The organism is Acidovorax sp. KPB24-07 (assembly GCF_057543315.1).
Genome location: NZ_BAAJYS010000027.1, coordinates 15,444 through 28,064 on the forward strand (window position 1 = coordinate 15,444; position 12,621 = coordinate 28,064).

Annotated in this window: 11 protein-coding genes, 1 tRNA gene and 2 pseudogenes; 10 read left to right on the forward strand and 4 right to left on the reverse strand. The window is 63.8% G+C overall.

Annotation, left to right across the window (positions count from 1 at the left end; genetic code table 11):
* Positions 1–5 precede the first annotated feature (5 nt).
* From mutY to mutM, 3 genes are all read right to left on the reverse strand, one after another.
* Positions 6–1,046, reverse strand: coding sequence for an A/G-specific adenine glycosylase (mutY, locus tag AC27IQ_RS05800; RefSeq protein ID WP_487088826.1), 1,041 nt, complete (start codon positions 1,044–1,046; stop codon positions 6–8).
* Positions 1,043–3,004 carry a dynamin family protein gene (locus AC27IQ_RS05805; RefSeq protein ID WP_487088828.1) on the reverse strand — a complete coding sequence of 654 codons (1,962 nt, stop codon included), beginning with the start codon at positions 3,002–3,004 and terminating at the stop codon, positions 1,043–1,045. The genes mutY and AC27IQ_RS05805 overlap by 4 nt, the downstream gene beginning before the upstream one ends.
* A gap of 108 nt (positions 3,005–3,112) precedes the next feature.
* On the reverse strand, positions 3,113–3,928 hold the full coding sequence (gene mutM, locus AC27IQ_RS05810; protein ID WP_284429213.1) for a bifunctional DNA-formamidopyrimidine glycosylase/DNA-(apurinic or apyrimidinic site) lyase: 816 nt from the start codon (positions 3,926–3,928) through the stop codon (positions 3,113–3,115).
* Between the two features lie 29 nt (positions 3,929–3,957).
* Here mutM and AC27IQ_RS05815 point away from each other — a divergent pair, with 29 nt between their 5' ends.
* From AC27IQ_RS05815 to pth, 7 genes and pseudogenes are all read left to right on the forward strand, one after another.
* A complete protein-coding gene (locus AC27IQ_RS05815; RefSeq protein WP_284429214.1) occupies positions 3,958–5,748 on the forward strand; it encodes a tetratricopeptide repeat protein in 1,791 nt (596 codons plus the stop codon).
* Positions 5,748–6,290, forward strand: a complete 543-nt coding sequence (locus AC27IQ_RS05820) for a lipoprotein insertase outer membrane protein LolB (protein WP_284429586.1) — start codon at positions 5,748–5,750, stop codon at positions 6,288–6,290. The genes AC27IQ_RS05815 and AC27IQ_RS05820 overlap by 1 nt, the downstream gene beginning before the upstream one ends.
* Before the next feature lie 5 nt (positions 6,291–6,295).
* Positions 6,296–7,160: pseudogene (ispE, locus tag AC27IQ_RS05825) on the forward strand (4-(cytidine 5'-diphospho)-2-C-methyl-D-erythritol kinase).
* A 24-nt stretch (positions 7,161–7,184) separates the two neighbouring features.
* Positions 7,185–7,261: transfer RNA gene (locus tag AC27IQ_RS05830), tRNA-Gln, on the forward strand.
* Between the two features lie 45 nt (positions 7,262–7,306).
* Positions 7,307–8,281 carry a ribose-phosphate pyrophosphokinase gene (locus AC27IQ_RS05835; protein ID WP_272548852.1) on the forward strand — a complete coding sequence of 325 codons (975 nt, stop codon included), beginning with the start codon at positions 7,307–7,309 and terminating at the stop codon, positions 8,279–8,281.
* Between the two features lie 147 nt (positions 8,282–8,428).
* Positions 8,429–9,064 (forward strand): 50S ribosomal protein L25/general stress protein Ctc, encoded by a 636-nt coding sequence (locus tag AC27IQ_RS05840; RefSeq protein ID WP_272564888.1) that lies wholly within the window; start codon positions 8,429–8,431, stop codon positions 9,062–9,064.
* A gap of 139 nt (positions 9,065–9,203) precedes the next feature.
* The gene (pth, locus tag AC27IQ_RS05845; protein WP_284402289.1) at positions 9,204–9,812 is read left to right on the forward strand and encodes an aminoacyl-tRNA hydrolase; all 609 of its coding nucleotides are present in this window, start codon (positions 9,204–9,206) and stop codon (positions 9,810–9,812) included.
* A 60-nt stretch (positions 9,813–9,872) separates the two neighbouring features.
* On the opposite strand, the pseudogene AC27IQ_RS05850 reads toward pth, so the two are convergent.
* Positions 9,873–10,143 (reverse strand): annotated as a pseudogene (locus tag AC27IQ_RS05850) (YfhL family 4Fe-4S dicluster ferredoxin).
* A gap of 300 nt (positions 10,144–10,443) precedes the next feature.
* Between AC27IQ_RS05850 and AC27IQ_RS05855 the strand changes: the two are divergent.
* From AC27IQ_RS05855 to AC27IQ_RS05865, 3 genes are all read left to right on the forward strand, one after another.
* Positions 10,444–11,406, forward strand: coding sequence for an ABC transporter permease (locus AC27IQ_RS05855; RefSeq protein WP_272548856.1), 963 nt, complete (start codon positions 10,444–10,446; stop codon positions 11,404–11,406).
* The gene (locus tag AC27IQ_RS05860; RefSeq protein WP_284405522.1) at positions 11,406–12,293 is read left to right on the forward strand and encodes an ABC transporter permease; all 888 of its coding nucleotides are present in this window, start codon (positions 11,406–11,408) and stop codon (positions 12,291–12,293) included. Before AC27IQ_RS05855 ends, AC27IQ_RS05860 begins: the two co-directional genes overlap by 1 nt.
* A gap of 28 nt (positions 12,294–12,321) precedes the next feature.
* On the forward strand, positions 12,322–12,621 hold a 300-nt coding region (locus AC27IQ_RS05865), incomplete at its 3' end, for an ATP-binding cassette domain-containing protein (RefSeq protein WP_487088833.1).

A 12,621-nucleotide genomic window follows, 5' to 3' on the forward strand; every position in this document is an offset into this window, starting at 1 on the left:
AAAAATCAGGATAGGTTCAGCAGCAATTTCCGGATGGGCGTTGGCATACCCAAGCGGTCCCAATCGGAAGCACCGAACCAGGCTCCGTCCACCGGAAGGCCCCAATCCGCCTGCCACGGGATTCGCACGGGATGGAGGTGCAGATCCCGATGGGTCAGGACATGAAGAAAGCCCTCCAAATCCTGAAGCGGCGCAGGCCGTGATGCCAATGACGCTTGCAGTGCTGCGCGCTCCTCGAACACCGGCAGGCAATGCAGACCTGCCCAAATGCCGCTCGAGGGACGCGGCTGGAGCAAGACACGCCCATTGCCGTCCTGCAGCAGCATCAGCCACCACGACTCCGCACGACGCGACAATTTGCGGGTCCGCACGGGATAGCGTTCGGGGTCTCCGTCTCGGCGGGCTTTGCACTGCCGGTTCAAAGGGCAGACCATGCAGGTCGGTTTCTTTGGCGTGCACACCGTCGCCCCGAGATCCATCAGGCCCTGGGTATAGCGCGGCATCGCATGCTGAACATCACTCACTGGCAGCAAGGCACAGGCCTGATCCCAAAGAAGACGTTCATTCTTGGCGATTGCCAAATCGGCCGTGAAGCCAAGCACTCGCGTCAGCACCCGGCGAACATTTGCATCCAATATGGGAACACGCTCGGAAAAGCAGAAGGCGGTTATCGCACCTGCCGTCGAGCGGCCGATTCCCGGCAACTGTGCCAATACCTCGGCGGTCCGGGGAAACTCGCCCCCGTGCAAATCCACCACTTTCTGAGCACAGCGGTGCAGATTTCGTGCACGACTGTAGTAGCCCAACCCGCTCCATAAAGCGAGCACCTCGCCCTCCGTTGCCGCTGCGAGCGACTGCACATCCGGAAATCGATCCAGAAAGCGTTCGTAATAGCCCAAGACGGTGACGACCTGGGTTTGCTGCAGCATGATTTCCGACAGCCACACCCGATAAGGATCACGTGTTTGCTGCCATGGCAAATGGTTGCGGCCATGCACCGCCTGCCACCGAACCACATCGGTGGCAATTTCCGGGATGTCGCTCATGCCAGGGCCGTTTGCGGGCTGACCTGGGGCGGCTCGGCGCGCGGGACGGCTGCGAGCTGCTCCGTCATCTCATTCAAGCGCGCCTCCATCTGCCCCAACTCTTGCTCGGCCATTTCAATCTCTGCAATGCGCTCGACCAAACCGCTTGCTGCGTGCTGAATGCGGTCCACCGCTTCGATGCGACGCGCAAAGCTGCGTTTGCGCTCTCGTAGTTGGGCATCCAGTTGCGCTGTTGCGGATTTGCTCCACAGCTCCAAATCGTTGGCAACCGACTCGAACACCGTGCGAAGCCGCATGCCGAGCGCACGGACCAATCGCTGCGCGAACTCAGGCTGCGCCAGTTTGAGGGCATTGCCCACGCCCAGGTACTGCAAATGCCGCTGCTCAATTTGCGCGATTTCCTGCAGGAAGGGCTCCAGTTGCGGAGTCGGAGGCACTTGGAGTGAGAAGCCGAAGTCCGTGTTGAGCTGCCGGAATGTACCGCCCAACATGGCATGGATTTCAGTGCCCGAAGATTGCGCCTTGTCCACGATGGCCAGCAGCCGCTGGAAGGTCTCCGCATAGATTTTGCGCACGCCCAGCTTCAGACCCTTTTGCTGCAATGCGTCTGTGAGCAGCGCCAGCTCAGCCTTCAGTGAACGGGCTCCGAGTTCATGGAAGATATCGCGCAGCAATTTGAGATGGACCGCACGCACCGCCTGAATCTTCGCGGTGCTCATCTCAAACTCCCGCTGCTCCTGCTCGATGCGAGTGCGCATGGAATCGATGACGGAAGCATTCTTTCCCCGCAAGCTCCGTAACTCCAGCATCTGGTCATCGAGATCGCGCCGGCGGATGTTGATCACGCGGGAGGTTTCCGACCGCAGGCCGGCAATGCCCGCTGCCACGGCAGAGCGGAGAATGGACTGGCGCTTGCCCATCACCCCTTGTGCCAGCGCTTCTTCCAAAAGAGGCAAGCCGCTGCGCTCCAGCAACAGGTCATCGCACTGGATTTTGGCGATCAACCCTTTCTGGGCTGAAACCAGCATGACGTGCTCTTGCGAGATACCCAGCATCTCAGCAGAGGTCAGGCGCTGGCGCTCCAGTTGTTCTTGAACCTGCTCAGGCGAGTTCAGGGTATCCCACAGTGTGTCGATCTTGTTGAGGACCACTAAGCGGGCATCCGCATTTTCAGACGGGGCTGCAAGATGTTCCCGCCAGATCGAGAGATCGGACCGCGTGACCCCGGTGTCCGCCCCCAGGATGAAGACCACCGCATGCGCCTGCGGAATCAGATTGATGGTGAGTTCAGGCTCCGCACCCACCGCGTTCAGTCCGGGCGTATCCAGAATGACCAGGCCCTGCTTGAGCAGCGGATGGGGAATATTGATGAGGGCATGGCGCCACATCGGAACTTCCACCAGGCCGCTGGCGTCCGGCACCGGGTTTTCTTCCGGCAGGTCGTCGTGCCAGAAGCCCAGCGCTCGCGCCTCATCCAAGCTGACGCGCCGGACCTCGGCCACCTTCTCGAGCGAGCGGGCCATCTGCCCCGCATCATTGACATCCAAGGGAATCTGCACCCAGCGTTCGGGTTTCAGGCGCCACTCGGCCAGTCCCTGCACCTGCAGCCGGGTGTCGATGGGAAGCAGGCGCAGGCTCACAGGCACGCCGGGGTCGTAGCCCAATTCCGTCGGGCACATCGTCGTTCGTCCCGCGCTGGCCGGCATGATCCGGCGGCCATAGTCGGCAAAGAAGATGGCGTTGATCAGTTCGGACTTGCCCCGGGAAAACTCCGCGACGAAAGCCACCATGACTTTGTCGCTGCGCACTTGGCCCTCCAGTCGCTGGAGCTTCTCGCCAACGGCCGCATCCATGAGGGAATGCGACGCCATCCAGTCGGCCAACTGCTTCAGTTGAAGTGCGAATGCCCGGCGCCACGCGCCGTGCTGGTCGAACTGTTCGTTAAAAGAGGGTCCCACTTTGCTCCCGAGTGTCGCTGCGCCCGCACGTGCAGGAGCCTTCGCAAAATATAGCACCCCACGAACTTCTTGAAAGCTCGAAACGGCGTGGTGCCACCCCTCTTAACCCTATGCCTTCTGGCAACGGATGCAATAGTAGGTGCTGCGCTGACCTTGCCGGATCATTCGCACCGGAGACCCGCAGGCCCGGCACGCCTCGTTGTGCCGTCCATAGACATGAGCCTCCAGCTGGAAATGGCCCTCACTGCCGTCCGCGCTGGCAAAGTCCCGCAGCGTACTGCCGCCGCGCTCCACCGCGCGCGCCAGCACCTCGCGAATGGCTGCGTGCAGGCGGCGAACCCGCGCCAAGCCGATGGTCGATGACTTCACTGTCGGGCGGATACCCGCCAGGAACAGCACTTCCGACGCGTAGATGTTTCCGACCCCCACCACCACTTTGCCGCTGAGCAAGACCTGCTTCACAGGCGCCCGGCTCGCACGCAAACCGGCAAAGAGACCATCGACGGTGAACAGATCGGAAAGGGGTTCCACTCCCAATGAACCCAACAGCTTCTTCGCTTCTTCGGCGCTCTCGTCTTGCGCCCAAACCACTGCGCCGAATCTTCGAGGATCCCGCAGGCGCAGGGTCCCCAAGGTCGTTTCCATTTCAAAATGGTCGTGTGGACCACGCGCTTCCAGCGCTTGCCCCAGACGCAGGCTCCCCGACATGCCGAGATGGATCAGGAGAAGCCCTCCGTCCAGGTCAAGGAGCAAATACTTGCCCCGGCGCCGCACTGCCGTGACGGTGCGGCCAATCAACCCCTCGGGCGGGCAACCAAGTGGCCATCTCAATGGTTTGCCCACCGTGACCGACTGGATTACCGCGCCGGAAATCCCCTTCGCGATGCTGAGTCGCGTTACTTCCACTTCCGGCAACTCAGGCATGCCTGCACGCTCCACAAAGACGTTGAACCATGGATTATTATGGGTTGATGGCGCAATCACATCGACTCTGGACCATCACCCTGGCATGCGCTATGGTGACGGGAACTCTTTCTGCACAGGCGCAAAATTCGCCAGCACCGACATCGCAAGCCGGGCTTCGAGCGTCTCAGGAGACTTCCAGCGATGCAGCCGCCGCGCTCGATGCAGAACTGTTCTATGAAATCCTGCTAGGAGAGATCAGCACCACGGGGGGCGATCCCGGCACCGGTTATTCGCTCATGCTGGAAGCGGCCCGCCGCAGCGGCGATGGCCAGCTTTATCGGCGGGCCGTCGAAATTGCCCTGCAATCGCGCTCGGCTGAATATGCGCTGGCGGCAGCGAGGGCGTGGAAAAGTGCACAGCCTCAGTCGCGCGAGGCCAACCGGTACGTGTTGCAGATCCTCATTGCGCTCAATCGCATCGAGGAGACGTCCGACCTCCTCAAGCAGGAACTGGATCAATCGCCTGCGAATGACAGGGCCATGACGCTCCAGGCCATTCCTCAGTTGTACGGGCGGGCCAGCGACAAGACCATGGCCGCCAAGGTCGTCGAGCAGGCGCTGGCAGATCAGCTCAGCAACCCGGCATCCGGCCCCTCCGCGTGGATCACCATCGGCCGAATGCGCCTGGCCGCGGGCGACAAGAAGGGTGGACTGGAAGCCGCACGCCAGGCCCAGACCATGGATGCGCCAGCCGAAGGCGTCGCCTTGCTGGCGCTGCAACTGCTGGAAGCCGGCGAACCAGAGGCAGAGCCATTGGTTGCCCGCTATCTGGCCGGGACGCCCAAGCCGGAAATCCGCATGGTGTACGTTCGCACCCTGCTGGACTCACAGCGCTATGCGGAAGCCTCCAAACAGGCGGATCTGCTGACCCAGAGCACGCCCGACATGGCAGAAGCCTGGCTGGTCAAAGCCAGCCTGCACTTGCAGGCCAACCGCCTCGATGAGGCATATGCGTCCCTGACGCAGTTTCAGAAACTCCTCGAGGCACTGCCTGCGGGCGATCCGCGCCGAAGTGCGATGACGCAGGCATTCCTGCTGCAAGCCCAGATCGCAGAAAAGCGGGGCAACCTGGCGGAAGCGGAGGCCTGGCTGGGCCGGATCGAGAACTCTGCTGAACTGCTGACGGTGCAAAGCCGCAAGGCGTCCCTGCTGGCTCGCCAGGGCAAGTTGCCCGAAGCCCTTGCGCTCATTCGCGCGTTGCCTGCGAAGACGCCCCAGGAAGAGCGAATGAAATTGCTCGCCGAGGTCCAGCTGCTGCGCGATGCACAGAAATACCGGGAAGCCTATGAAGCCCAAGCCAAGGCCGTCGCCTTGGCTCCGCAAGACAACGAACTCGTCTACGACCAAGCCATGCTGGCCGAAAAGGCGGGCCTGTTGGACGACATGGAAAAATTGCTGCGGCAGATCATTGCCCGCCAGCCCGACTACCACCATGCCTACAACGCCCTGGGATACTCGTTCGCGGAACGTGACATCCGACTGCCGGAAGCCAAGCAGCTGATTGCAAAGGCGCTGGAATACGCGCCCGGTGACCCGTTCATCATGGACAGCCTTGGCTGGGTCGAGTTTCGGCTCGGCAATCGGAAAGAAGCCGCGCGCTTGCTCGGCGATGCATTCAAGGCACAGCCCGATCCGGAAATTGCGGCCCATCTGGGCGAAGTGCTGTGGTCACTCGGAGAGCGTGACCGCGCGACGTCTGTCTGGAAAGAAGGCCTGCGGCTGAACAAGGACAACGACACCCTGCGCCAGACTTTGAAGCGCCTCGGAGCCAACCCTTGATGCGGCGCGCCGCGATCAATGGCCGCTACCGCGCAAATGCCAAAAGCACCTGGCCCGCTTGGAGCGCCTGGCTGGCAACGCTGACCTTTTTGCTCCTCGCGGGTTGTGCGCAGCACGCCCGGATGGTCACGCAGGACGCAGCGCCCAACGATGCGTGGAGCGGCCGGCTGTCGCTGCAAGTGGATGATCCCGCCGCACAACCGTTGAACGCGGCATTCGAATTGCGAGGCGCCCCTGAACAAGGAGAACTGACGCTTCTCAACCCCTTCGGCAATGTGATGGCCAAGCTGGCTTGGTCGCCCGGACTGGCCACACTGACCAATGGATCGGAAACGCGACGATCCGACTCGCTGGACGCGCTGGTCCTGCAGCTGACAGGCAGCACGGTGCCGGTGTCCGCCTTGTTCGGCTGGCTCAAACGCGAACCCATCGCGGTCGATGGCTGGGAGGCAGAACTCGACGGAATGGACCGCGGCAGGCTCGTCGCTCACCGTCGCAGCCCCTTGCCGCACGCCACACTGCGCATTGCCCTGGACCGCTGACACACATGCGGTCTTTGCACGATGTGCCGGCGCCGGCCAAGCTCAACCTCTTTCTGCATATCACAGGGCGACGCGCCGACGGCTACCACCTGCTGCAGTCGGTGTTCATGCTGATCGATTGGTGTGACACGCTCCATTTCGAACTACGTCAGGACGGCGCAATCACCCGGGAGGACCTGTCGGAGGTGCTGCCTCCCCAAGACCTTTGCGTGCGCGCAGCCTCGGCTTTGCAGCTTGCCACTGGATGCACGCTGGGCGCGCACATCGGCATTGAAAAGCGGATTCCGGCGCAGGCGGGCATGGGGGGTGGTTCGTCCGATGCGGCCTCGACCCTGCTGGCCCTCAACCGATTGTGGAACCTGCAGCTAACGCGTGGGGAACTGGAGCGCATCGGACTGTCGCTGGGCGCCGACGTGCCATTTTTTTTTACGCGGCCATAACGCTTGGGTGGAAGGAATTGGTGAGACAATACGCCCGCTTGAGAAAGCGCATGCACTGCCAAGAACACAATTCCTGGTGGTCAAACCAGAAGCGGGATTGGATACGAAATCGATTTTTTCGAACCCTTTCCTAAAACGCGATTCTGGCTGTGCTACAATCTTAGGCTTTGCTGCAGCACACTACCAATTTGGAAGTAACGATCTGCAGCCGGTTGCTCAGGCACTGTGTCCCGAGATCGGTCAAGCCCTTCAGTGGCTGGAATCGAAAGGGTTGCAAGGTCGAATGACTGGCTCGGGAAGTGCGGTGTTTGCGCAGATGCCACAGGCAGTGAACTTGCAAGACGCGCCCGGCGCGTGGCAAGTGAAGGCATGTGAAAATTTGATGATTCATCCTCTGGCAGGATGGGCTTCAGATCAGGATTTCGGTTGATTACTTTCAGTGATCGACCTGTGTAGGGGAGTCGCCAAGCTGGTTAAGGCACCGGATTTTGATTCCGGCATGCGAAGGTTCGAATCCTTCTTCCCCTGCCAAATACTTTCGCACACGGGCTTTTTTTTTAGACTGCTGGGTCGCTCATGCAAGCCAATCACCCCGACTTCATGGTTTTCACCGGCAACGCCAATCCTGGGATGGCGGCGGATATTGCCCGGCACCTCGGCACCACGCTGGGTGCAGTGGACGTAGGCCGTTTCTCCGACGGCGAAGTCACTGTCGAAATCAAGCAGAACGTTCGTGCCCGCGATGTGTTCGTCGTGCAGTCGACCTGCGCGCCGACCAACGAAAACCTCATGGAACTGCTGATCATGGTCGATGCGCTCAAGCGCGCTTCGGCCGAACGCATCAGCGCGGTGATTCCCTACTTCGGCTATGCCCGCCAGGACCGCCGTCCACGCTCCAGCCGCGTGCCGATCTCCGCCAAGGTCGTGGCCAACATGCTGCAGGCCGTGGGCGTGGCCCGCGTGCTGACGATGGACCTGCATGCAGACCAGATCCAGGGCTTCTTCGACATCCCCGTGGACAACATCTACGCATCGCCCGTGCTGCTGGGCGACCTGCGCCAGAAACAATACGACGACCTGATCGTCGTGTCGCCCGATGTGGGCGGCGTGGTGCGCGCACGGGCCCTGGCCAAGCAGTTGAACTGCGATCTGGCCATCATCGACAAGCGCCGCCCGAAGGCCAACGTATCGGAAGTGATGCACGTGATCGGCGAGATCGACGGCCGCAACTGCGTGATCATGGATGACATGATCGACACCGCCGGCACGCTCGTGAAGGCCGCCGAAGTGCTCAAGGAACGTGGCGCCAAAAAGGTGTACGCCTATTGCACGCACCCCATCTTCTCGGGCCCGGCCATCGAGCGCATCGCCAAGGGCTCCGCACTCGACGAAGTGGTCGTGACCAACACCATCCCCTTGAGCGAAGCCGCCAAGGGATGCACCAAGATTCGCCAGCTCTCCGTGGCACCGCTGATCGCAGAAACGATCCAGCGCATCGCCAAGGGAGAGTCGGTGATGAGTCTGTTCTCGGACCAGGACAACCTTTTCTGATGACGTCCGCCCTCGGGGCGGAAGGGATGGCAGACCTCCTTCGGGAGGTTTGTTCGTTCGGGAACACAAGCAGGTCCGCTGCCAGGTGGCACGGGTCTTTTTCAACAGGGCCGAGCTGGTCGCGGCCGGCCCTCACAGGAGCTAACCATGAACTTCGTCGCTTTTGAGCGCGCCAAGCAAGGTACGGGTGCGAGCCGCCGTCTGCGCAACACGGGCAAGACGCCCGGCATCGTCTACGGCGGTGCCGCCGAGCCCCAACTGATCGAGATCGACCACAACGCGCTGTGGCACGCCCTCAAGAAGGAAGCCTTCCACTCCAGCGTGCTGGACATGGAAGTGGCCGGCACCACCTCCAAGGTGCTGCTGCGTGACGTGCAATACCACCCCTACAAGCAACTCGTGCTGCACATCGACTTCCAGCGCGTGGATGCCAAGACCAAGCTGCACATGAAGGTGCCACTGCACTACAGCGGCGCTGAAGAATCCGACGCCGTGAAGGTGGACAAGTGCCTGGTCAACCCCGTCGTGAACGAACTCGACGTGTCGTGCATGCCTTCTGACCTGCCCGAATTCATCGCCGTGGACCTGACCAAGCTGAAGAAGGGTGCATCGCTGCACCTGAAGGACATCAAGCTGCCCCGCGGCGTGAGCGCCGTGATCCGTGGCGGCCAGAACAACCCCGTTCTGGTGTCCGTGACCAACCCCGTGGTCGAAGTGGAAGCACCTGCTGCCGACGCAGCACCTGCCGCCGACGCCAAGGGCGGCAAGGGCAAGAAGAAGTAAGTAATCTTCGCCCCAACTGTCGCCGTCCCGGCGGCAGGCGGAAGGCAACCTCCTGGCGGGCCGCTCCGGCGGCACCGCTCCCAACGGCCCACCTGCGTGGGCCGTTTTTCTTGGGCACACACGGATAATCGCGGACACCATGATCAAACTGTTTGTGGGCCTGGGCAACCCAGGGCCCGACTACGACGCCACCCGCCACAACGCCGGATTCTGGTGGATCGATGCACTGGCCCGCGAACTGAAAACCACGCTGGTGCCGGACCGCAACTACTACGGCCTTGTCGCCCGCACGAACGTGCATGGGCAGAGCGTCTGGCTGCTGGAGCCCCAGACCTTCATGAATCTCTCGGGCAAATCGGTGGCGGCGCTGGCGCGGTTCTTCAAGATCCAGCCCGACGAAATCCTGGTGGCGCACGATGAACTCGACATCGCCCCGGGCCATGTGAAGCTCAAGCGCGGCGGCAGCCATGCCGGCCACAACGGGCTGCGCGACATCCATGCGCAACTGGGCTCGGCGGATTACTGGCGCCTGCGCATCGGGATCGGGCACCCGGGCATCAAGGCGGAAGTGGCGAACTGGGTGCTCAAGAAGCCGTCGCCCGACCAACGCACCCTGATCGAAGACAGCATTGCCCATTCGTTGAAGGCGCACCCGGCGATGCTGGCGGGCGACATGGAAAAGGCCACGCTGCTGGTGCACACTACCAAGCCCCCGCGCCCCAAGCCGCCACGGCCGGACGGCGTTTAACTGCTATTTTGAGAGATGCCCGCGCAATACCTTCTTGCGTGGGAGACGGAACCGCCTGGATCAGGACGCCGCGCCTTGGGCCGCCGCGGCTTGCAGGCGCTCGTACTTCTGGAACAGGGTTTCCCGGCTTTCCACGTGCTGCGGGCTGACCGGAATGCAGGCCACGGGGCAGATCTGCACGCACTGCGGCTCATCGAAATGGCCCACGCACTCGGTGCATTTTGGCCGGGTCGATTTCATAGATGGCCTCGCCCAGGTAGATGGCCTGGTTGGGGCACTCGGGCTCGCACACGTCGCAGTTGATGCACTCGTCGGTGATCATCAAAGCCATGGCGATCTCCTGGCACAAGCCTGGGGCGCGCGAAAGGCCGCAAGGGCACGGAGGGCGGACGTCATGCCAGGATTATCCCCGCCCTGGCAAGTCCCTGGCGCAGGCGGGGCGGTCTGCCCCCCTGCCCCATCCCCGCGCGCACCGCGCCGTGCCCATCCGGCCCCGCGCCGCAACGGGTACCGGTGCACCGCACGCGCCCCGCCTCCGACCGCCGCACGGTGTTTGCCGCTATGCTGCACCCACACCGCCCTGCCCCTTTCGGCAGCCCGGACGCCTTGCGGCGCCCTTCCGATCCATCCCATGGGACCCTTCCTCCTCAAACGGCTGCTCACGCTCATCGCCACGCTGGCAGGGGCGTCGGTGGTCGTGTTCGTGGTGCTGGAGATCCTGCCCGGCAATGCGGCGCAGATGCTGATGGGACCGGATGCCTCGCCCGAGGCCGTGGCCGCCCTGGCGACGAAGCTGGGGCTGGACCAGCCCGCGCTGCAGCGCTACGGCCACTGGGTGGGCGGGCTGCTCACGGGCCAGCTGGGCGACAGCTACGCCTACGGCACTCCGGTGCGGGACCTGGTTCTGGAGCGGCTGGCGCTCACCGTGCCGCTGGCGCTGATGGCCATGGCGATCACCACCGTGCTGGCGCTGCTGGCGGGCGTGTACGCGGCATCGCGCCACAACCGCTGGGGCGACGTGGGCGTGATGGGGCTGGCGCAGATCGGCATCGCCATTCCGAATTTCTGGTTCGCCATCCTGCTGATCCTGCTGTTCTCGGTGAAGCTGCAGTGGTTCTCGGCGGGCGGCTTTCCGGGCTGGACCGAGGACAGCGGCGGCAGCCCGCTTGAGGCGCTGAAGGCGCTGCTGCTGCCCGCGATCTCGCTGGCCGTGGTGCAGGCGGCGATCCTGGCGCGCATCACCCGCTCGTCGGTGCTGGAGGTGCTGCGCGAGGACTTCGTGCGCACGGCCCGCGCCAAGGGCCTGTCGCGCCGCGCGGCGCTCTGGGGCCACGTGCTGCGCAACGCGATGATTCCGGTGGTGACGGTGATGGGCCTGCAGTTCGCCAACCTGCTGGCCGGCACCATCGTGGTGGAGAACGTGTTCTACCTGCCGGGCCTGGGGCGCTTGATTTTCCAGTCGATCGCCAACCGCGACCTGATCGTGGTGCGCAACTGCGTGATGCTGCTGGCGGCCATGGTGATCGTGGTGAACTTCGTGGTGGACCTTCTCTATGCCGCCATCGACCCGCGCGTGAAAGCGAGCGACCTGTGATGCCCCCGTCCCCCGCCACGCCCTCCCAGCCCGTCCCGGCAGCGGGGGCCGCGCCGTCCGGCCTGCGCCGCGCGCTGCGCCACCGCAGCTTCGCCATCGGCGCGGTGCTGTCGCTGCTGCTGGTGCTGGCGGCGCTGGTGTCCTTCGTGTGGACGCCCGGCTCGCCCTACGACATGGACATGGAGGCCAAGCTGCTGCCCCCCTCGGCCGCGCACTGGCTGGGCACCGATGCGTTCGGGCGCGACGTGGCCTCGCTGCTGCTGGTGGGGGCGCGCAATTCCATCCTGGTGGGGGTGATCGCGGTGGGCATCGGCCTGTCCATCGGCACGGCGCTCGGGCTGCTGGCGGCGGCGCGGCGCGGCTGGGTGGAAGAGCTCATCATGCGGATGGCGGACTTCACCTTCGCGTTCCCGGCGATTCTCTCGGCCATCATGCTCACCGCCGTGTTCGGGGCGGGCGTGGTCAATTCGATCATCGCCATCGGCATCTTCAACATTCCCACCTTCGCCCGGGTCACGCGCGCCTCGGCCAATGCCGTGTGGTCGCGCGAATTCATCCTGGCGGCACGCGCCTGCGGCAAGGGCCCGTGGCGCATCACGCGGGAGCACGTGCTGCCCAACATCGCGGCGGCGCTGATCGTGCAGGCCACGATCCAGTTCGCGCTGGCCATCCTGGCCGAGGCCGCGCTGTCGTACCTGGGCCTGGGCACGCAGCCGCCGCAACCGTCCTGGGGCCGCATGCTGAGCGAGGCGCAGACGCTGATGTTCCAGGCGCCGCTGCTGGCCGTGTGGCCCGGCGTGGCGATCGCGCTGGCGGTGCTGGGGCTGAACCTGCTGGGCGACGGCCTGCGCGACCTGCTCGACCCACGGCTGTCGCGCCAGCGCTGACGCCATCAACGCCCACACCCCACCCGCCATGCCCCTGCTCGAAGTCTCCGACCTGCACGTGCGGCTGCAAACCCACCGCGGCCCGGCCGATGCCGTGCGGGGCGTGGGCTTCACGCTCGAACGCGGCGAGACGCTGGGCCTGATCGGCGAGTCGGGCTGCGGCAAGTCGCTCACCGCCATGGCGCTGATGGGCCTGCTGCCGGACCGCGCCACCACGCGCGGCAGCATCCACTTCGACGGCACCGAGCTGCTGGGCCAGGACGAGGCGGCGCTGTGCCGCATCCGCGGGCGCCGCATCGGCATGGTCTTCCAGGAGCCCATGACGGCG

Coding starts and splice junctions, on each gene's coding strand:
- AC27IQ_RS05855 (WP_272548856.1), top strand. CDS start 10,444: ATGGGACCCTTCCTCCTCAAACGGCTGCTCACGCTCATCGCCACGCTG.
- mutM (WP_284429213.1), bottom strand. CDS start 3,928: ATGCCTGAGTTGCCGGAAGTGGAAGTAACGCGACTCAGCATCGCGAAG.
- AC27IQ_RS05820 (WP_284429586.1), top strand. CDS start 5,748: ATGCGGCGCGCCGCGATCAATGGCCGCTACCGCGCAAATGCCAAAAGC.
- AC27IQ_RS05835 (WP_272548852.1), top strand. CDS start 7,307: ATGCAAGCCAATCACCCCGACTTCATGGTTTTCACCGGCAACGCCAAT.
- pth (WP_284402289.1), top strand. CDS start 9,204: ATGATCAAACTGTTTGTGGGCCTGGGCAACCCAGGGCCCGACTACGAC.
- AC27IQ_RS05815 (WP_284429214.1), top strand. CDS start 3,958: ATGGATTATTATGGGTTGATGGCGCAATCACATCGACTCTGGACCATC.
- AC27IQ_RS05840 (WP_272564888.1), top strand. CDS start 8,429: ATGAACTTCGTCGCTTTTGAGCGCGCCAAGCAAGGTACGGGTGCGAGC.
- mutY (WP_487088826.1), bottom strand. CDS start 1,046: ATGAGCGACATCCCGGAAATTGCCACCGATGTGGTTCGGTGGCAGGCG.
- AC27IQ_RS05860 (WP_284405522.1), top strand. CDS start 11,406: ATGCCCCCGTCCCCCGCCACGCCCTCCCAGCCCGTCCCGGCAGCGGGG.